General features: G+C 32.5%; 20 protein-coding genes. 10 read left to right on the top strand and 10 right to left on the bottom strand.

Annotated features, from left to right (window positions below):
- Positions 1-37 precede the first annotated feature (37 nt).
- From RT228_RS04395 to RT228_RS04385, 3 genes are all read left to right on the top strand, one after another.
- Entirely contained in the window at positions 38-616 is a 579-nt protein-coding gene (locus RT228_RS04395; RefSeq protein ID WP_006259215.1) for a hypothetical protein, read from the top strand.
- A 288-nt stretch (positions 617-904) separates the two neighbouring features.
- Positions 905-1,345 (top strand): hypothetical protein, encoded by a 441-nt coding sequence (locus RT228_RS04390; RefSeq protein WP_006260972.1) that lies wholly within the window; start codon positions 905-907, stop codon positions 1,343-1,345.
- Between the two features lie 216 nt (positions 1,346-1,561).
- Entirely contained in the window at positions 1,562-1,777 is a 216-nt protein-coding gene (locus RT228_RS04385; protein WP_006259218.1) for a hypothetical protein, read from the top strand.
- Between the two features lie 105 nt (positions 1,778-1,882).
- Here RT228_RS04385 and RT228_RS04380 read toward each other — a convergent pair whose 3' ends face one another.
- Complete coding sequence (locus tag RT228_RS04380) at positions 1,883-2,347, bottom strand: copper resistance protein NlpE (protein ID WP_006259219.1); 465 nt, start codon at positions 2,345-2,347, stop codon at positions 1,883-1,885.
- 817 nt (positions 2,348-3,164) lie between these two features.
- On the opposite strand from RT228_RS04380, the gene RT228_RS04375 reads away from it, so the two are divergent.
- The 4 genes from RT228_RS04375 (at position 3,165) to RT228_RS04360 (ending at position 5,373) form a co-directional block, all read left to right on the top strand.
- Positions 3,165-4,232, top strand: coding sequence for a sensor histidine kinase (locus RT228_RS04375; RefSeq protein WP_286395803.1), 1,068 nt, complete (start codon positions 3,165-3,167; stop codon positions 4,230-4,232).
- Positions 4,223-4,966, top strand: coding sequence for a LytR/AlgR family response regulator transcription factor (locus RT228_RS04370; protein ID WP_286395801.1), 744 nt, complete (start codon positions 4,223-4,225; stop codon positions 4,964-4,966). The genes RT228_RS04375 and RT228_RS04370 overlap by 10 nt, the downstream gene beginning before the upstream one ends.
- 178 nt (positions 4,967-5,144) lie before the next feature.
- Positions 5,145-5,267, top strand: coding sequence for a type II toxin-antitoxin system ParD family antitoxin (locus RT228_RS04365; RefSeq protein ID WP_230456718.1), 123 nt, complete (start codon positions 5,145-5,147; stop codon positions 5,265-5,267).
- Complete coding sequence (locus tag RT228_RS04360) at positions 5,245-5,373, top strand: hypothetical protein (RefSeq protein WP_006259222.1); 129 nt, start codon at positions 5,245-5,247, stop codon at positions 5,371-5,373. Before RT228_RS04365 ends, RT228_RS04360 begins: the two co-directional genes overlap by 23 nt.
- Before the next feature lie 139 nt (positions 5,374-5,512).
- On the opposite strand, the gene RT228_RS04355 is transcribed toward RT228_RS04360, so the two are convergent.
- The gene (locus RT228_RS04355) at positions 5,513-6,421 is read right to left on the bottom strand and encodes a DUF6268 family outer membrane beta-barrel protein (protein ID WP_286395799.1); all 909 of its coding nucleotides are present in this window, start codon (positions 6,419-6,421) and stop codon (positions 5,513-5,515) included.
- Between the two features lie 815 nt (positions 6,422-7,236).
- Between RT228_RS04355 and RT228_RS04350 the strand changes: the two genes are divergently transcribed.
- The 3 genes from RT228_RS04350 (at position 7,237) to RT228_RS04340 (ending at position 10,211) form a co-directional block, all read left to right on the top strand.
- Positions 7,237-8,241, top strand: a complete 1,005-nt coding sequence (locus RT228_RS04350) for a DUF6266 family protein (protein WP_286395824.1) — start codon at positions 7,237-7,239, stop codon at positions 8,239-8,241.
- 210 nt (positions 8,242-8,451) lie between these two features.
- Positions 8,452-9,561 (top strand): enoyl-CoA hydratase/isomerase family protein, encoded by a 1,110-nt coding sequence (locus RT228_RS04345; protein WP_039329243.1) that lies wholly within the window; start codon positions 8,452-8,454, stop codon positions 9,559-9,561.
- A 2-nt stretch (positions 9,562-9,563) separates the two neighbouring features.
- On the top strand, positions 9,564-10,211 hold the full coding sequence (locus RT228_RS04340) for a DUF6891 domain-containing protein (RefSeq protein ID WP_039329241.1): 648 nt from the start codon (positions 9,564-9,566) through the stop codon (positions 10,209-10,211).
- Positions 10,212-10,784: 573 nt separating this feature from the next.
- Here the strand turns inward: RT228_RS04340 and RT228_RS04335 are convergent.
- The 8 genes from RT228_RS04335 to RT228_RS04300 all read right to left on the bottom strand — a co-directional run bounded on the left by RT228_RS04335 (position 10,785) and on the right by RT228_RS04300 (position 21,124).
- The gene (locus RT228_RS04335; protein WP_039329239.1) at positions 10,785-11,537 is read right to left on the bottom strand and encodes a helix-turn-helix domain-containing protein; all 753 of its coding nucleotides are present in this window, start codon (positions 11,535-11,537) and stop codon (positions 10,785-10,787) included.
- 447 nt (positions 11,538-11,984) lie between these two features.
- Complete coding sequence (gene galE / locus RT228_RS04330; protein WP_039329237.1) at positions 11,985-12,992, bottom strand: UDP-glucose 4-epimerase GalE; 1,008 nt, start codon at positions 12,990-12,992, stop codon at positions 11,985-11,987.
- Positions 12,993-13,000: 8 nt separating this feature from the next.
- The gene (locus tag RT228_RS04325) at positions 13,001-13,510 is read right to left on the bottom strand and encodes a DUF1573 domain-containing protein (RefSeq protein ID WP_006259229.1); all 510 of its coding nucleotides are present in this window, start codon (positions 13,508-13,510) and stop codon (positions 13,001-13,003) included.
- Between the two features lie 6 nt (positions 13,511-13,516).
- A complete protein-coding gene (locus RT228_RS04320; protein ID WP_286395797.1) occupies positions 13,517-15,670 on the bottom strand; it encodes a DUF4838 domain-containing protein in 2,154 nt (717 codons plus the stop codon).
- Positions 15,657-18,446, bottom strand: coding sequence for a hypothetical protein (locus RT228_RS04315; protein ID WP_286395794.1), 2,790 nt, complete (start codon positions 18,444-18,446; stop codon positions 15,657-15,659). The genes RT228_RS04320 and RT228_RS04315 overlap by 14 nt, the downstream gene beginning before the upstream one ends.
- A gap of 12 nt (positions 18,447-18,458) precedes the next feature.
- A complete protein-coding gene (locus RT228_RS04310; RefSeq protein WP_286395792.1) occupies positions 18,459-19,907 on the bottom strand; it encodes a glycosyltransferase in 1,449 nt (482 codons plus the stop codon).
- Between the two features lie 175 nt (positions 19,908-20,082).
- On the bottom strand, positions 20,083-20,871 hold the full coding sequence (locus RT228_RS04305) for a HEAT repeat domain-containing protein (protein WP_131540776.1): 789 nt from the start codon (positions 20,869-20,871) through the stop codon (positions 20,083-20,085).
- A complete protein-coding gene (locus RT228_RS04300) occupies positions 20,855-21,124 on the bottom strand; it encodes a hypothetical protein (protein ID WP_225581900.1) in 270 nt (89 codons plus the stop codon). Before RT228_RS04300 ends, RT228_RS04305 begins: the two co-directional genes overlap by 17 nt.
- Positions 21,125-21,264: the final 140 nt, after the last annotated feature.

Here is a 21,264-nt window from a genome sequence, read left to right as displayed (position 1 = left end):
AAAAAATAATGATAATTTGTCACCAAACTAATAACAAATGAAAAAACTAGCACTCTTACTGATCTTTACTCTTGGCATCACCACTTCGATACATGCACAAGAGAGAAATTGTTCTATTGACTATGAAGAAGTTAACGATACAATTAATTACAGAAAAACAAACAATGTACTTGTTTATGAATTTGACAGAGTATCCACCACTAGCTCATTGTTCTTTTCTTTAGTAAATAACAATGGACACCCCTTTCTAAACTTGCAATATCTACAAAAAAGTCCTGACTTTATTCCTATCACTTGTGTAGCTAAAAAAAGTATGGTTTCAATAAAGTTAGTTAATGGAACAACCATTACAGCACATTACCTAGGAGATGATGTTTGCGGAACTTATACCTATGATCAAGAAAAGAAGAATAATATCAGAATACTAGATGCTGATTTCTATATAAAGAAAGAGCACTTAGCACTATTAAAAGCTTCCCCTATATCAATGGTTCAAATACGCTTTCCAGGTACTTCAGAGCTTTTTATTATTAGGAATGAGTTAAAATCAACTATTGTAGATCTTCAAACAAAACCAACACAATTCTTCATTGATAACATTCCATGCATAGAATAAATGTATTTTGCGATTTAAAATCAAAATAAACACACAAAACATCATATTTTAAAAGGTTTTTAGTAAAACTAAAAGCCTTTTTTTATACCTTTATACGTCAGCTTTTGACATTATAATATATTAAGCGATAAGTGATTATAGATACAATACCCCTTCATTTAACTTTAGCATGATATTTTTACTAAAATTTATCAGAATATAATTTGTTTTTATTAATATTTTACCATATTTTTAATTAAAATTACGAGTTTAGACCACCACACTTTACTCAGCTAAATCTAACAAACTATGAAGAAATTTATCGCTTTTTCCGTTGCCTTATTATCGATATTGACGATTACAATACTTCAAGGCTGTTCATCTTCTGATGATAATAACACACTAAATGAACCACAAACTCTAACAGCTACTCATAGTAATATAGAGAGAAAGTGGTTGACTACCTACTATACTTTTACACCGGATATTAATAAAGCTGTGAAAACAGCATATCAAGTATCCTCTGTAGAAATTACTTTAAAGAATGGTGAATACACCTTATTTGATAGATATAGTGAGAAGAGCGACAAAGGCACTTATACACTAAATGGCAGTTCATTAGCTCTAAAATCATCAGTTGTTGATGAAAACATCAATTTCAAAATAAACAAATTAACTCAAAATGAAATTGACTTAACAGTAATTAATCATAAACACTTAACTTCAGTTGAATTAATTGTAATTAAGTAACAACATATAATTGCAAAAAAGACTTGTATTCAAACTATGAGTCTTTTTTTTTGGCCTAATTCTTGTTTTTAAATATATGTATTGAAGAGGTATTTATTAAAAGCAACTACCTAAGAATACACAATATGAACTATTTTAGTCTTTTTAATATGACAAAACTAAAATACTTACATATTTTTAATATATTAGATCATGTAATAAAAAAATAAAAGTACTATGAAACAGAAATTAAAAATCACTAGTAGCTTTATCATTATTGCTTCCTTACTCATTTTAGGCCACCAACTTTATATGTATAACATACATATAGAAACCTTACAACAATTAGAAGCTTTTAAAGTACATGAATACGATAAAGAAATATTCTTTAGTGTTCTAACTTTCCTTATTGGTATAACCATGTATATCAGGTCTAGAAGAATAAAAGAATAAGAAGATATTAAGAAGATAGATTGCTAAGCAATCTACTAAGTATTTAAAATAATGGTATAAAAAAAACCTTTCTTACGAAAGGTTTTTCTTTTTTATCTTATGTTACTATTTTTTAGCTAAAACATATTTATCAGCTAGAGGTCCAGTAACTTCTTTACCTTCTTGGTCTAACATTAAAAGGCTTCCTTCTTGCACTTTATATTGTGTAGATTCACCCTCAGCAACTAAAGTAACGATTGTTCCTTCAGCGTTCCAAGTAAAAGTACCTTTTTCTTCAAACTTCTCTTCTGCTTTGTCTACATAGATTGTAGTCTTAGCGTAAGTTTTATCTTGATTTAAAACTACAGTAGTTTTAATATCACTATTAGCACCTGGTAAAGTTCCTTCGTAAGTACCTGCCCAGTCTAATGAGTTTTCTGAAGTGTGCTCATCCTTAACAGCAGTTTCTGTTTCAGTTGTTGTAGCTGTTTGCTCTGTCTCTGTTGTTTCTGTTGCTTTAGTATCTTTACAACCAACAAATGCAATACCTGTAAGTAATACAGCTAATGCTAACATTTTTTTTCCTTTCATAACTTTGTTTTTATTATTTGAGAGAATAAAATTACAACAAATAATAGAACGAACAAGAACCAATTCTTTTTTTATATAAAAAAGAAAGATATGATAGGTAATTAATATACAATACAAATATTTGCCTCTCAAACCTTATTATTTTTAACATTCTAAACAGCTTGGACTATAAATGTCAATAAGCTAAATCTATAAACTCCCCTTACCTTCTTTTCTATATAGTCAGTAGTAACTAAATAAGCTTTCACTATTTACACAATCACAGCCACCCCCTCCATAAAAGAGAACTTCTACATTATACCTGATATTATTATATTTTTCATTTTCTTGTATCAAAACGAGATGTCATTAGATGTCACTTTTCTTATTTTTAATGTCTTTTTAAAACTTATTTAACATTTATATAATCACTTTATTATTCAAAAACAAGCTATTAGCCCTAACTACTTTAAGATTCTTTTATCACCCTATTATAAAAAAGCTTATATTTGAATTGATTATAATAGTTATTTGTTGTTGCATACATTATACAAACAGTAATTCAAATAAGTTATTTATAACAACTAACGGTAAATAATTTTAATAACGATAAAGAGTATTTTAATTTTCTTACTAGCGCTTTTTAATCCGAGTACACTAATACTCGGATTTTTTTATTTACAAAAATTGGAATAATAATTGTTTAAAAAACGAGGGAGTTTTTTCATTCATCAAAGCTTATCCACCCTTAGTCAAATAAATGAGTATAATCACATAATAAAACTGTATTTCGCATAGTATTAATAATAGACCTTCTAAAATTGATTGTAATTTAACTATGATAAATAAATTTCTTTCTAAGCCGAAACGACTATTCTTTGTCGTTTTTTGGACTACCCTTACTTTCTCAGTTTACCCACAGATACTATCGCCACACGATCACAATATTTGGTTACTACCTACTTTGATTGTTATGACATTCACAATAAGTATTTCCCATTTTGTAAGTGATTTTTTACTACCTAAAGCCCTCAAAAAAGATTCTATAAAGAGCTTTTTACTATTCACTTTATTCTTTATTATTTTGTTATCTATATTATTAGCTACTTGCTTTACACTATTTCCTTATTTTTTGAGTAGTAGTAATTTATTTGTACAAGATGCACTTCTCAACCCAAGAGACTTATTCTTTAACCAGTTATATAAAACCATTCCATCCGCTATGGCTATTATTACCACTACCTGCGGAATACGCTTCTATGAAGAACACCATCGTATAGAGAAAATAAATACGAAGTTGAAACAAGAACACTTAGAAGCACAGATCAAACTGTTACAAGATCAAATCAATCCTCACTTGATGTTTAATGTACTGAATCATATCTATACCTTAATGCAAAACGATGTAGAACTTGCCTCTACAGTCCTACTTAAGTTCTCAGATATCTTAAGATATCAGTTATATGAATGCAATCATAAGATGGTTCTATTATACAGAGAAATTCAATATCTAAAAGATCTAGTCGCTATAGAACAAATTAGATGGGGAGATGAACTAGATGTGAACTGCAAATGGAATATGACCAATCAAAAGTTAGTAATTGCTCCCTTGCTATTAGTACCTCTTATCGAGAATGCATTTAAACATGTTTCGAGATTACCTCACACAAAAGGATATATAATAATCAACTGTACTGAATCAAATAATACACTACATTTATATATCGAAAACTCTAATAGTATAAAGTATAAACTGCCTAAAAATGAAGGAGGTATTGGAGAAAATAACATAAAAGAACGCTTACTTATGCAATACCCTGATATGCATACCCTACAGATAGAGCATACAGATGACAAACATATTGTAGAACTAACCATTCAACTAAAAGAAGAAGTATGTCCATAGATAAAAAGAATTCCCCGTTAAAATGCTTAGTAGTTGATGACGAACCCTTAGCTAGAAAAGCAATTATTGACTATATCGCTAAGATTGATTTCTTAACAGTAGAAGACTCATGCGCATCTGCTATTGAAGCACTAGAGCTAATACAAGATACCTCTTATGATTTACTCTTTTTAGACATTAATATGCCTTACCTCACTGGTATTGAGTTCCTAGAATCTATAAAACAGCCTCCTCTTGTTATTTTTACAACGGCTTATTCAGAACATGCTTTAGACGGTTTTAGACTACAAGTAGTTGATTATCTACTTAAGCCTATCTCGTTTAAACGATTCTATCAAGCAACCTTAAAGGCAAAAGAATTATTCGATTTAAGAAATGCAGATCAGAATGAAACTACGAATAGTATTGACTCTACAGTATATGTCAAACATGAGGATAGTTTCGTAAAAATAGATTGGAAAGATATTATGTACATTGAAGCAATGCAGAACTACCTAAAACTTCATCTAAACCACCGTTGTTTAATCATTCATCAGACCATGATTGCCATAGAAGAATTATTACCTAAAGAACACTTCTACAGAATTCACAAATCCTTCTTGATCAATATCAATCATATCGAATCCATATCTGGTGGTCGAGTATTTATTAAAGAAACAGAACTACCTATCTCTAGAATGAGAAAAGAAGCCTTACTTAATGAAGTAGTATATAAAAACCTACTAAGTAAATAACTCAAAAAAGAACATCAAATATTCCTTGACATACATCCTTCTGTAACCTACACTATGCTAAGAAAAAATCCACATTTGACAGATATCACTTAAATAAATTTGGCGAAATACCAAATTATGGTATTTTTTATACTGATAATTAAATCAATAAGTTATAGCAAAAAACACTTCGATTTTATTGAACGATTATTTCGACAATTTTATTAATTTACAAATTAAAAGTGGAAAATATTCTTCTGCAAGTGAAGTTATAAGAACCGCTCTAAGAATGTTTGAGTATGAAGAAGCTAAAAAAAACTAAATTAATAGAAGAAATCAAAAAAGGAGAGAAATCAGGGTTCTCTTCAGATTTTAACCGTGATACTTTCAAGGAAGACTTACATCAAAAATATGCAACCAAAGAATGAAGTACAAAATCAGTAAACAAACTGAAATTAACTTGGAAAACATTTCACTAAACTCTTTCTTTCCATATCCCTTTAAACAAAAAACGTTTTAAAAGAAGACAAACGATACCCTTCTTTTAAAACGTTTTTTGTTACTCATCTATAAGCTCCACTTCAGAGACATTCCACCATAGAATGTAGTAGAGAATTTAGGATCAGCTACTTTTTTCTCCTTAAAGATACTCTTGATTTTCCTCTCATTATAAGAGAATGACCTTACTAAAGTACTACCTGCTGTAAACGATAAAGTCATATTATCAGAAAACTTAATCACAGGACGCAGACCAGCTACGATTTGCTGAAATCCTAAAATCTTGGTTTCATTATCCTGTTTGACGATAGCGGTCATTCCTTGAAGGTCAACAGCTGCACTTAGTAAGAAATTATCTGTGAACTTATATCCTACCTCTAACCCCTGCGGAAATGCTACCTTCACAAAAAAGTCACCACTCGTCTCCCAGTTTAGATAAATACCAGGTAACACCATAGGTACCCCAAAGCTATTCGTCAATACAGGCCCACCTCCTAGTGAAAAATTAGGTCTAAAATGCTTGATAAAGAACACTGCTCCCTGCCCAAGGATAGCATCTTTATTTACATTCTCCATATCTGTATATACTCCCACAGACCCCATCAACAATAATGACCATGAATCACTTATCGATCGAAAGTGCTTTACACCTACAGAAGCATTTAATAATTCTGTCGGGAACAGCTGTTCTTCATAATCTTTATGATTCATCCTAGCATACCCTCCATAAGCCATCACAGACCATATCCTTGGCTTATCTCGATGATCCATTTTCATAGAAAGAGGGATTTCTAAAGCAAGTTCTACCTTTTTAAAATCACTTTTTGAATCCGTCTTTAAACTATCTATCGGCCTAATATAATTAGACATCGGAACATAATCTACCTTAAATTCCCCTTGTATCTTACTTTGAGCTTGTACAGTATAAATACTCATAAATACCAAACCTAAAGCCATCAAATGTGTTACTATTCTCATCTATTCTATTTTGGCACAAAAAAACAATACCTCCATTAAATGGTAAAAACTATTTGACGACTGACTCGTTACACAGGATATAAATAATGTATTCGATTACTTAAGTATTCAGAATAAGCACCATAGCATTCTCCTACCTCTACTTCTCTACGTACATAATCTCTCCATTACACTAGATAAACAAGCTTTATCTAGTATAAAAAAATCACTTATTCTTCCACAAAAACAGATTAAATAGATCAAAATATTCATTTTAGGAGCCTTATTACATTATTTTTTACCCATATATACTCTAATGAATAGAATTATTAAAAGACAGAACACAAATTTGTATTATTTTTTTATCTACTAAAAAAACATATTCAACTAATAAACAAAACATTGACATCTATTAAGCCATTATAACACATCATAGACAACACCCTCTTAGCTCAGTATATATAGCCTATACATGGTATTCCTTGGACAATTCTAGGAGGATACTAGGACTATAACTGGCTAAAAGCCTCTTTTGCCCAAGAATACTCCTTCTATTCTCTTTTTACTATACTTAGATGTCATAATAATGTTGGTAAAAAATGATTATTTAAACAGCGTTATTTAACCAAATATGCCGTTTTCTACTCTTTACACATACATAAATATATTCTCATATAGCCATGGTCGTATACAGCTACTACCTCCAAGAGCTATTTATTTTCGCACAATACTTAAACATTTGTATTCCTGTATTTTATATCTTGTATAAAGAAATAAATCATCCTAAAAACAGCGTTGTTATGGCAGAGATTAAACAAGGAATATTAAGTTAAGTAATAGGAAAAGTAGGGACCATAGTAGGCGTTAGATGGAGAGGTAGAAATATCATCCGTGCTAAGCCTCATAAATCACGTAAAAAAGCAACAGAAGCACAGTTGAGACAATGGGATAAGATGAGCTTAGTCTCTACGTTTACTGCTAAATTCAAGGACTTTGTGAATATGTACTGCCCTACTATTTTTAAAGAAGGCAAATGGATGACAGGTAAAGAACAGATGATTTCCAGATTAATGAAACAAGGAATCGAACTCTACAATGGTGTACAATATATCAATATAGAACAGGTATTACTCTCTATAGGTACACTAGCCCCTGCTGTAATAAAAAAGATCAATCGCCTCAAAACTGGGAAGATTAAGGTACAATGGGATAATACACTAGTCAATGCCCTTACTCTCCATACTGATACCCTTACGATGATGGCGTATAATGAAGAGCTAGATGTATTCATCGATATCCCAAATATAGGTACACGAGCAGACAGGTATGCACACTTCTGCCTACCTGCCTATTGGGATAAAGGTAGGATATACCTATGGAGCATGTGGAAATCAGCAGACAATAGTATCAACAGTACTAGTTGTTTTCACGGAGTTTTAGAACTTGCTGAGCAAGAGGATACAATAGTGGAGAATAACCAACCTATAGCACAACAACCTAGATCTGTTCATACAGACACTCCTAGCACAAAAGAAGATAAACCAATCACCTCATCTTCTACTGTACAAGAAAAGTCTATATCACAAGCAAAACAAGAGATAGAACCAGCTATGCCTATTCATCCTAAAAACGATGTTATACCTCCTATGGAGGAATATCCTCTCGATAAACAAGTAGAACTAGACAATAGCCAAGTCTGTCCTCCTGGCTATATAAGAAAAGTCAGCAAGGAACTGATCAGAAGAATAAGTGATCCCGATAAGTTACTCATTCCAGATACAATGAATGAAGCTTACTCTATTCTAAAGCTATTACTTCCTGATGACGAACAACGAGAATGAACTAATAAATAAGCAATCTGCTTTATAAAACTCCATAAATAATTAAATTTTATGTACATTATACCTGTTTATAATCTATTGGTATACTATTATAATTTACAGTCCTACCCTATACAGACTCTATTTTATTCTGTGTAGTATGACTATCTTTGTGATATACCTACCGTTTGATTATTATTCATAACTTTAAACAATCAAAACAGGTCAACTATGAGTATAGTACTAACAGACATAAAAGAGAACTTAGGAATTATCACCATTAATTCAGAAAAATCACTTAATGCGCTATCACTTGAAATCGTGAGCGAATTAAAAAGGATTTTAGAACAATGGAGAGATGATAGCAATATAAAATGTATTTTTCTACAAGGAGCTGGTGAGAAAGCATTCTGTGCTGGTGGGGACATCCGCCAGGTAAGGAAAGCAATAGAAGACTATAAAACTATAGACCCTACTCAGGTTCCTCCTATCTGTGAAGAATACTTTATTACAGAGTACAGTGTAGATTACTTAATCCATACGTATCCTAAGCCGATAGTTGTCTGGGGAGATGGTATAGTGATGGGAGGAGGTTTAGGATTATTAGCAGGAGCCTCACACCGCATTGTCACAGAGCGCAGTCTACTAGCTATGCCTGAGATTAGTATCGGATTATATCCAGATGTTGGAGCTTCTTATTTTTTAAATAAGATGCCTTCTGCTTATGGATTATACTTAGGGTTAACGGGGACTCGCTTTGATGGAGCCGATGCCTTATTTCTAGGTATTGCAGACTACTTTATACCTTCTACTGTGAAAGATAATGTTCTGAATGAGTTAGTACAGATTAGTAGTAGTGATCAGCTATCAGATAAGCTTAATACCCTATTAGCACAGCGCAGTACTCCTAGTACAGACTTGCCTATATCACAGGCGATGTTACACAAGTCTCTTATAGCAGCATTAGAACCGATACGCTCTGTAGCCGAATTTATCGCTATCGTAGAGCCAGTAGCTAAATCTGATGCATGGGTGGCAGCAGGGTACTCATTCTTTACTAAAGGTTCTCCTACCTCTGTCCACGTTATCTTTAGACAGCTTACAGAGAGTAAACACTACAGCTTAGAAGAAGTCTTTAGATCAGAGCTTAATCTAACGTGTCAGTTTACAGTACATCCAGACTTCTCTGAGGGAGTAAGAGCCCTATTAATAGATAAAGACCAATCCCCTAAATGGACACCTAGTACATTAGAGCAAGTGAGTAACGAATGGATAGAAAGCCACTTCACTCCTCTGTGGTCTACAGAAGAGCATCCTTTTAAAAATATAAAACAAGCATAATCATGACGGAAGAACAAAAATTCATTGCTGAGTCTATTAGTTATCTCATTAAATCTGGTTTTTGGGACAGTGAAGATGTAGAAGAGTTTATTACTGAAGAAATCAATGAGAATGATTTACAAGGTAAAATCAACGAAAAGTGGGTGAAAGAAACTATTCTAAAAGAGGAAAGAGCACTGCTTAAAGCAAGTAAAAATTGGCATGTACCAACCACAACACAAAAGTTAGTAAAAGCTTTTGACCAACTAGTAGATCAACACATCATTGCACTTCATTATGCTGGATATACTATAGATGATGGATACTATGAGGTAGATCAAATAGAAGAACAACTACAGGCAAAAGGAAAAAAGTCTAAAGGTATCTGTTTTTATAACGAACAAGACCTTCAACGTGCTTTTAGAGAAAAAGAACCATATTTGACTCTTGCTTTCCAAGATATGCACTCTGAAAAAGAGGAAGACTCCATCGCAGTAGGTAAAAAAATTGTTCAAACCTTACAAGAAAATGGGTTTAAAACAGAATGGGATGGTACTGCTACACAAAAGATCACTATCTTAAACTTTGCGTGGCAACAAGCTTATAAACCAGAAAATGCCCTATTATTAGATTACGATTCAGTAGCTGAGAAACTTCTTAAAACGATATAACTTTAAAAATGAGTAGTACGATACGTACTACTCATCTTTTTTACATCTTATCCGTAATAGTCAATTCTTACTCCATTAGCTATAGTAGTACACAGTATGAATATAAGTAAATAATGAGAATGTTTTTTAAAAAACATGTTATTTATCATGTTTTCAACCTATTAAACCACTTAAATTTGTTATAAGAAATAAAACAATAAACAAATAGAATAATTATTACACTAGTAATATAGGTATATTCAGAATAGGTTTGACTATGCTATCTCATAAATAATTGATGACAAAATATGAATCAATATTCTCACTAAGAGAAAAAAGTATATCAATAAATTATCTTTAAAATTACCTTTGTGATAGAAGCAAAGCACCCATATAATCACAAAAAAACTGTTTATTTAGACCGACAGGTAACCTTATAACAATTACCTGTACTTAATCCGACAGATCATAGTATGACAGAACTGTATGATAGCGCACAATTATACAACTTCTCTTTCATTCAAATCTAAATAAGAGTTACAGTTCAATTTTTTCACTCTCTATAACTCCCTTATAGAGAGTTTTTTATTTTCCTTAAGCTGTATCCTTAGCCTTTAGTTTACTGATAAAAACTGACGGAGAATCTCCAGTCACTTTTTTGAAAGTGACAGTGAATCTGCTGTGAGAAGCAAAACCACATTGTTCTGCTAAATAACTGATCTTATACTTTAAAAATTTAGGATCTTGTTTTAAGCAAGAGACGATATATCCTATTCTCAGTTCATTGACATAAGTAGCGAAGTCGCATTCTTTATTCTTATTGATTACATAAGATAAGTATCGATGATTAACTCCTATATTCCCTGCGAGTACATTAAGAGAGATGTCTTTATCTAAATATCCCTGCTCTTTCTCGAAGTAGGTTATCTTATGTAGTATATCCTGCTCTTTCTCTTCTGTGATATATCTCTTTTCTTCTGCATTATCTTCTTCATTACCTTGTTCTTCTAGGTCTTCAGCAGACTCCATAAATTGCTTTACTGTTCTTCTTAATCCCCGAACATACTTTAGATAAAAAACACCTGCAGAGGCCACTAAAAAAAGCGCTATGGCATTAAATAGATAAAAGATATTATACAGTTTGTCTTCTGATCTCTCTTCTGATCTAGTATATACCTCATCATTATTTTCTAATAAAACATCTAAATCCTCTATCTGCCCTAAGACTCTAACCTTAGCTCTGTAAATGTTATTATTTAATTCACTTACGACTTGTTCTTTATTTACTGCTAAAGCTACATTTCCCCCACAAAACATAGCTAAAAATAAAGCTAATATGACATTCATTTTTTTACTCTTAATTTAAATACTGTTTATTAAAACAAAACATTCTAACAAATACAGAAGTATTCATATATAAGCATACCAAATGCTATAGGTGATATATAACCTATTCTTAAAAGGGGGAGAAATCAAATACGACTAAACTTATGGGGGGACTTTAATCTACTTGATATTAAAACACTTCGTATTCTTTATGCTTAATTACTATTTACTTTACTTATATTTTTTACACTTTTATATATTAATTGTATGGAAACTAAAATACAAAGTCCTCTTTAAAAACAGTTAAATATTTATATTATTCTCTTTTACACAATCCTGCAAAAATAACTTTTTTCACCTCTAAAACAAAATCTCAGTTCCTTATAATACGTGAAACAAGCCTATTAATTGCCAAAAAACTTCAATTTGTTTTGCGTATAAATACAGATACACCGCCAAATTATTACATTACAAATTCTGCTGCCAATTCCATGCTGTTCTTAACGATTCTTCAATTGTAGTCCTTGCTTGCCACTGGAGTTCCTGTTCTGCTTTAGAGGCATCTGCATAAGCGATTTCGATATCTCCTGCTCTTCTATCACAGATTTTAAAAGGTACTTTTATATTATTTATTTTTTCGAAACTCTTTACAATTTCTAAAACAGAAGTTCCTTTCCCCGTCCCTAAGTTGAATATATCTAAGACTGTGTTTTCACTGCTTAACAACAGCTTTTTAAGTGCAGCGACATGGGCTTTAGCTAAGTCTATTACGTAGATATAATCGCGAATAGCTGTTCCATCTTCTGTCTTGTAATCATCTCCGAATATATTCAAACATTCTCTGACACCTGCTGCTGTCTGTACTACATAAGGAATTAAGTTATTAGGAATTCCCTTTGGCATTTCTCCTAGTAATCCTGATGGATGAGCGCCTATAGGATTAAAATACCTCAACAAAGTTGCTCTCTTCTGCTCTGCCTCAACATAATCACGTATAATCTCTTCTCCCATTTGCTTAGTCCTTCCATAGCACGATTCTGGCATCTTTAGAGGAGTACTTTCACTGATAGGCATGATATCAGCCTGTCCATATACTGTACAAGAAGAACTAAAGATAAAATTAGAGAGATTCTGTCTCTTCATTTCTTTTAGAATGTTCAGTAGTGAACCTATATTATTACCATAATACTCTAAAGGAAATACTTGGCTCTCTCCTACTGATTTATATGCTGCAAAATGAATAATACCATCAAATCTGTGTTTATCAAATAGCTGAGCTACTTGATGACTATCTTTTAAATCTATACAATAATACTCAGGTTCTACCCCTGTAAGCTTCTTAATATTCTGTAAGACATCTTCTTCAGAATTAGATAAGTCATCCACTATCACTACCTCATAATTATTCTCTAATAACTCCACTACCGTATGAGACCCTATATATCCTAGTCCTCCAGTCACTAATATCTTTTTCATGTTCTATTTTATTGTTTTACATCTAAATAATAATCACGATCTATAGTACCATCTACTAGGTCTTCTGCTGTACTTCCCTTATGTAAGCTATACAACTCTTCATAATCTTTAGTATAATGTGCATCTGGCACTACATTTAAGTCAAAAGTGACTTCTATATTCTCTACGGTATCAAAGTTTCCATATAGTGTGACATAATGCTTTACATAGCCTATGTTTTTAGTCGTATCAAACTTTAATACAAGTTTTCCTTCTCCTCCTGCTGGAATATGTTTTAACGAAGCTGTATGGGCAACTATACAACCACAAGACACTATAATATCTTTTAGAACAAATGGGTTATCTCCTTTATTCACTAAAGGAAATACCATTGTCTTCTCTTCTCCTTGAATAACTGGATAATAATGTCTGTCGTTATCAACAATTTCTAAACTGGTTGTCTCTCCTTCTCCTCCTTTACATCCCACTAATAGTGTAAAGAACAATAGAATGAAGAGTGTATATTTTATTCTACTCATTATATTTTAATTAGTTATTTGTATTTCATCAAGAGCTATAGTAACTCTACTTCCTTCCTTCTTTGTAAAGACAATCTCCATTTTCTCACTTTGATTAAAATCAATATAAGTCGAGAACTCTGCTATACTATCTGTCAGGTGGTAAGAAGCTGAATCAATAGTCTTGACTAACTTACCATCTAGTCGTAACTCTATGAGAGCAGGTGACTCAAACTGATGCTTTTTATGTAATAAAAAGCGCAAAGCAAGTGTCTTCACACCTTCTATATGAGTTGTATTAAACTCTACAGACCACTTGTTCTCTGGAGATATATACCATCCTAAGTGATAATCTGTTCTAAAGCCTAGCAATCCATTACTTAATAGCGTACTCGAGGTTATTACTTTCCCAGTACTGTTTTTAATTGTTATAGGTTTTAGTAGAAGAAAACTTTCTTGTCCTTCTTTAGCTACGATTTCTCTCCAACTAGTTAGATAATTGTCTACATTACCTTCTGCTTCTTTATACTTCAGTATTCCTCGTTCTTTAGCTAGATTTAATACCTCTAAGCCATTTTTGAGTTCTTGTTTAAAGGTGATTGAGTTTCCTTTTACATCAATAGCTCCTAGATGATCAGAGGCACGATAATACGCTAATTGTAAGCGAGTAAAAGTAAGTGCAGTATATAGTTTATCTAACTTCTTTCTCTCTTCTCCACTTGTAAGTAAAACTTGTTTTGCTAAAGACTGATAGAAATGAATAAACTCTTGTGGATCTAAGTAAGCATTAAAGTTTTCTTCTGGGGAACCATACATATTATATGGTTTATTGGCTTGATTATAACGCTTCTCTAGGCGGATATAATAAGTGCTGAGCAAATCTCCACTCTTAGGATATACCTTCTTAAAGTAGCTTCTAATTAACTCTTCTACATCTGCATCAATATCTTTCAATAAAGTAGTTGCTACATAATTCTGCACATCTGAGAAAGAAGAGTAATCATATCCACTAGCATTTAAAAAGATCCCTTGTACACCAAGATTTTTAAAAAACTTTAATTGGTGTTGTAATCCGTAAAGAACTGGTATTGGACTTAGATAGTCGTCAAAATTAGAGCTATAATCCCATAAGAGAACCTTATTGGTCTTCGCACGCCATGTCTTGATATCAGATATAAAACCTTGTACATCCTTCTGAGCTAGGTACTTCTCTTTTAGAGCTACTCCTTTAGGGATATCTATCGTACTTATCATCACACCTACATTAGGCTCTAAAACCATATTAGGTACTGTCTTAGTAGATAAATAAGCTAACATATAGAACTCATACTTCGGAAATCGTCTAGCTAATTTATTAATCAGGTGAGCGACAGACTCTGAAGCCTGAATAGTAGACTTATTCAAATCAAGACATCCTCCACAGCTACACACTATAGCGTTGTCATTAGGTGCAATCACAAAACGATAATGCTCTGAGCCCTCCACCCCATAACCATAGTTATCAATAATATATTCTGATAAATAAGCGTATAAATCCCCTGAAGTGAAACAGAACTGATCTCTGTTTACTTGTTCATTTACTCTCGCGTAGATTATAGATTTAGGCTCAGAAGGAATCGCTTTAGCAATGTTATGCCCCCAAATACCCCAATCTTCTTCCACATTATTATTTCCCAATACACCAGACTGATCTAATAACAAATTCTCTAGGTAATGAGGTTCTCTATAAGTAAAGTCATTTGTACTACACCCTATGACAAAATCTAATATAGCTGGTGGCAAATCTGCTGTTAGAAAACGAGAATCCTCTTCTGATATCGCTTCTATTAGCTGATATATCACCCATTTTATAGTCTGTCCATCTCTAGCCTTAATACGCAAGCCTTGATGATCATGCTGAATGCAATAATCATGCTCTAGAGTCTCATCCATTGTTATATAAATATGTTTGGCACTATCTTGTTCTTCATTCCCTGTAGCCATTTCTACAATGGGATGAGTAGAAGTACGTCTCATCAGATGCTTGTATAAATAATCTGCCCACAACTTGCTCTCAAACACATCATCTGCATGAATAACGTAATATTCACTGCTCAATTTTTCTGAAGTATTCGCCTTACAGCCATATATACAGCATAAGACAGATAACAACGAGTATTTAATTATATTAGAAAACCACATTTATTGCAAAATATAGATTGTAAAAATTCTTATACTTCAACTGATTATCCTTGTAGTTATACCAACTTCCCATCACACTAGCAGTAACATTCTTAAACAATACTGTACCATATCCAGCCCCTACATTCGTATTTAACACATCAAATGTTTCATACAGCTGATAATCGATTAACTCAACATCAGGAGATGATCCCACGCCTGCATTAGCCGCTATAAAATGCTTAGGAGACGATAAGAAATACCTTGCATTTACAGATAGATTATACATCCACTTATGATTACTAAAAAAATTGTTTAGCTTCACATTTAGACTGTATTGATCTGTCTGCTTAGTAGCTCCTAGAACTATATTAAACATATTATCACTAGTATTCGATACCTCTTTATCCTTTTGGAATATTCGATACCCTGCTCCTAGTTCTAATTCTACACCGCCTAAAAAGTTAAAGTCTCTGAACACAGATCCATTAATAGAGAACTTAGGGAAGTAAGCATCTGCAAAAGCTATATTAGCATTACTGCTCCACTTATCACTCCAGGTTCTAGCCCAATCAAAATGACCTTGAATACCACGACCTGCTTCTCTAGCGGTATAATTCGTTCCGATAGTATAACTATTCTTTAGCGCATGATAAGTGTAATGAACTGAAGCTATAGAGTGCTTCTTACTAGACTTATCATCAAAGTGACTGCGCAAATACTCTATACCTATCTCATTTCTCAATGATTTATAAGCTAAGAACTGTAAGTGCTTTTTATACTCTTCTAACTCTATAGGTGATGGGTCATAGAAAAGCTGATAAGCATAAGCCTCTGCATATTTCTTTTGCTTTTCTAATACTAATCCTTTAGTATATTTTATAACTCTACTATTAGGTAAGTATGCTAAGGTTTCGTCTAATACGCTTAGAGCCTGATCAGTCTGATTCTCTTTGATCAACTGTAAAGCATACTTTTCACTGATCTCTTCATAAGTGGTAAGTGCTAGCTCATGATAAGGTTGTTGTATTACTTGCGATAATATAGCATTGTAAATAGGACCATAGTCTGTTGCTACGTTTCCTTGATACTCTGCTAACTTCACCTGAAAGAAGACTTCTTCTGGATACTCCTCTACTCCTCTTTGTAAATAGGCTTCCATTTCTTCTTCTCTCTTTAACTGATGAGATAAGTTAACTGCATACACAAGTGCTGTTTTATTAGTAGGGTCATGAGCTAGCCAACGTTTAACGTAATATAAGCTTTCGCTATACAAAAAATGTTCATTCTGGTCTTTGACAATAGCTGTACACAACTCCTGATAACCTGGCAAATAAGTTCTTCGTTGATCTAAATCTAAAGCAACAAGCTCTTCTTCATAGGCTGCTAAAGCTTCGTTATACTTATGTAGTTTAAAATATAAATCTGCTTTTTTAAAGCCTAGATGAATAGACTCATTCGCGTTTAGTTCATATTGATTCAATGTATGTAGTGCACTAGTATAGTCTCCCTTCGCTACATAAGCTCTATACAGTCCCATATAACCTAATGAGGTAATCTCCTTATCTGATGACCTTAATAGAATATGCCACCTATCAATAGCATATTCATACTGCTCTTCTAGCATAAAACCTTTAGCTTCTTCTAGTGTAATCTGATAATAAGAATCTTGTACTTCCATATCGCCAGGATAACTAGTATATAGTTGTTTGACTAAAGCTTTTGCTTTTGCTGTATTCCCCATACGAGTATAGACTTGTAGTTCTTTTAGTGCTAACTCTTTAGTAGCTCCTGATGCCTTTTTATACTTATTTAGCTGATACAATGCCTCCTCATATTGCTGCTGAGCAATAAGTTGGTTAAATACATAATTAAAAGCTTCTTCATTACGAGGATTACTATTCAATACCTTACTATACAAGTCAAAAGGAGCTGTTAACTTGGCGTGTCTAGCTGCTTCTAAAGTGTAATAATTATATTGCTGAGTCAATTTAGACTGTTGTAAAAATGGCAATAATAGGTCATATCTCTTCTGATCTGATAATACACCTATCTTCTTATTCTGTAGGGTTGTATTATTTGGAAACAAAGTAAGTGCTCTCTCTATTTGAATAAGAGCATTATTCCAATCTGCTGTTTTGATATAATCATTAATCAGTACTAAATGATACTCTACATTTTTTGGGTCATTCTTAATCAATTCTTTATTTAAAGAAATCGCTTTATCAAAATCTCCTAATGTTTGATTCTTTGCTAACTCTAGTTCTATACTATAAGCATATTCATTCTTTAGATTTTGATCAGACGGATATATCTGATACAATCTCTTTCTCAGTCGATCTGCTTCCACATGATTGCCTTGTAGTTCAAATAAGTGTATTTTTCTCTTCCATAGACTTTTTAAATATGGCTGTACTTCCAATATCTCATTGACATAACATATCGCACTAGAATAGCGCTTCGTCTCTGTTTCTACATTGACTAAAATATGTCTAGCGTCTATTTGTCCTGGATCTAATTCGATAGCCTTAACTAACTCATACCTCGCTTTATCATATTGTTTAATATGGTGGTAATACTTTCCTAATAACATGCGCAGATCTGCATCTTTAGGGTCTTCTAGCATCCCTTTATCTACAATCTTCTTACCTGATTCCCATTTATTCTCGTTAAACTCACGATTAGCAAGTAATACATAATCTTCACTCCCTTCTTTAGTTGTCTGTACTTGTGCATAATTATAAGTAGAAACTAACAATACGCTTAACTGTATCAGGTGTCTTTTTATTCTATTCATTTCGTTTACAAATTAAGATAGAGTAGTCTCTATTGGTTCTGCTTTAGTTTCTTGAGAAAAGCCTTGACGTGTCATTTCTCCCCATTTAAAATTCTTTTTAGTCATAAACTGCCAGTATCCTCTAAGGCTAAAAAACACAATGAAAGGATGATAAAAAATAGCTTCAAAAGCAGATAAGAAAATAAGTTTTAGGTAATCTATATAGGAGTCGTACTGTTTCTTGACAATAACATCAAAAGAAATAGATACTAGAGACATCGTCGCCCCTACCATGTAAACAAACAATAACATTAGCCAGAAAGTCTCTAGGTTTACCTGATCTGTAAAAAATAGAAAGATTAGAAACGCTATTCCTATCAGCTCTACGATAGGTGCCATAAATTCAAATAATAAGGCATACGGCATAACTAATAACCCAAGTCTTCCATATTTAGGATTAAGCATTAATCTTCTGTGTACTATAAAAATCTGCAACAATCCTCGTCCCCATCTAGTACGCTGTCTACCGAGTACTTTAAGATTAGGTGGGCCTTCTGTCCAACAGCATGTATCAGCAATCTGTTCGATACGGTATTCTTTCTTCTGGTCACACATATAAGCGATCATTCTAAAAGTCATATCCATATCTTCTGCATGAGAAGAAGAGTCATACCCCCCTGCTTCTACTATAATATTTCTATCAAAAAGTCCAAAACCACCAGATACATTAGGAATCAAGTTAAAACTAGACCATCCCATTTTTGCCAATAAATACGAACGAAGATATTCTGTCTCCTGAAACAAAGGGATTAAGCGATTAGGTGCTTTTACTTTAACAATCTGACCATCTTTTACCTCACACCCATTAGCCATTCTCATGGTAGCTCCTACTGCTATAACAGGAACTTTAGAGTCTAGTACAGGTAATATGATTTTGGTTAGGGTGTCTTTACTTAAAATACAATCGACATCTGTATTGATAAAATAATCATATTGAGCAACATTAATACCAGCATTCATAGCGTCTGCTTTAGTACCTCCATTCTCTTTATCTACTACTGTTAGTCTCTTATAGTCTGGATTAGTAGATTTAAAAATACGTTTGACAGGCTTACTTCTAACCTTCTGAATATAAGGGTAAGGAACTTCATGTAGATCAAAATTGTCAACAAGTAATTCTAAAGTTTGATCTTTACTTCCGTCATTCACAATGATTACCTCAAAATTAGGGTAATCTAGATTTAAAAGAGATTGAACATTAGCAATAATAATTACCTCTTCATTATAAGCAGGTGCTACTACTGAAATAGCAGGTGCTATCTCTGGATGTGTTCTTAAAGTATGTTCTTCTCTAGCCGTATATTTTACTTTATTTTTAATAATCTTAAAGTATCCAAATACTGCTAAAAAGAAGTAAATTAACGTAATTAAACAAGCGTAAAAATAAACGAGGTATTGATAAAAATAGAATAATTCTTCCATATTAATTTTAGTAAGGTTGTGGGGATTAAGCCAATATTTTGCACTCTCTAAAAGCTAAAAAGAAGACAGTCATTCAAATCATCTTCTTCTAGTCTATTGTACAAATAAAATCACAAAGGCGATTAATAAAAAAGTACTTAACCAGTTAGAGGTATATTAACAAGTATATTGCTTCCTAGCGCAACTCAACATACCCAATGATCTGTCTTTCAAAATCAGTAATTGCTTGTTCTTTAATTTTATTATAGGTCACTTTACTCTTATCTAAAAGATAAAGTGTAGAAAGAATATTTACTAACAACTCTTTATTCTCAGTTTCATAATACAACTGTTCTAAAAATGACAAAGCGTCTATACCTCCAATTTTACCAAAGGCAATAACAATTTCATTTTGAATAAGTTGTTCTACATAACTAAACTCCTCTATAAACACAGATATAGCATCTCGATAAGCAAAGTCACCCAATGCTTCTACAATTGCTTTCTTTACCACTGTTGAATTAGTCTGTTTATACAACCTCAACAAATCAGCTGCACTCTCTACTTGTTTAAAGAAAGCTATTTCATAGATCAAGAAGGCTTGATACTTATCATTCTTCGCTACATTCACCCATCTCATTAACAATGGCAAAGGTCTAGTAGATGCTCTTTTCACTAAAGAAGTATGAATACGAACTTCATCAAAAGCATTAAAATCACGATCAAAGTCATTCTCTAAAAACTTAAAAGAATCATGAGACGAAAACTTCATAAAAATGCTCTTAGCATGCTTTCTAATATGTGTATTCTCTGAGTACAATTTCTGAGCAATAGCAGTACCTGATACATTGTCTCCCAAATGCTCTAGCATTCTAAGAGAATGTACGCTCTTCTTATTTACCTTACTCTTTAAACGGTTCTCCCAATAGTTAGGTAAATCTAGAGCTTTAAGAATCTCGTTATAATTATTAGTGTTGTACTCCATTTCCTTTTTTGATTAGATTCACTAATAAGTCTGTTATACAAGCTTTCTCCCAATTCTTAAGCTCATTATTTTCTAAGCCTAAACTCTGTAGTACTTGATTAGATGAAATGTTTTCTTTAGTTTGTAATAAAGCATAAAGAGGTTCTTCATATTTTTCTTTAACTTTAGAGTATCGCTGCTTCTCTACTTTATTTCTATAAGCAACAGCGCCAATTCTCAATAAAGAATAAATATAAACTCCCCCAAGTAGCATAGTTAAAAAAACAGTTAGCCTTACTACTGGGGAAAAGCTCTCAAAATGTGAGCTTAAATAGTAAAAGTAATACAAGAGTGTATCAATAGCTATAATATTTTTATTTCTACAAAGTTTTACCTTTATATTGAATTACAACT

It is taken from the genome of Myroides sp. (genome assembly GCF_032073645.1).
GTDB classification, from domain to species: domain Bacteria; phylum Bacteroidota; class Bacteroidia; order Flavobacteriales; family Flavobacteriaceae; genus Flavobacterium; species Flavobacterium odoratimimum.
This window is presented reverse-complemented; position numbering and strand designations above follow the sequence as displayed.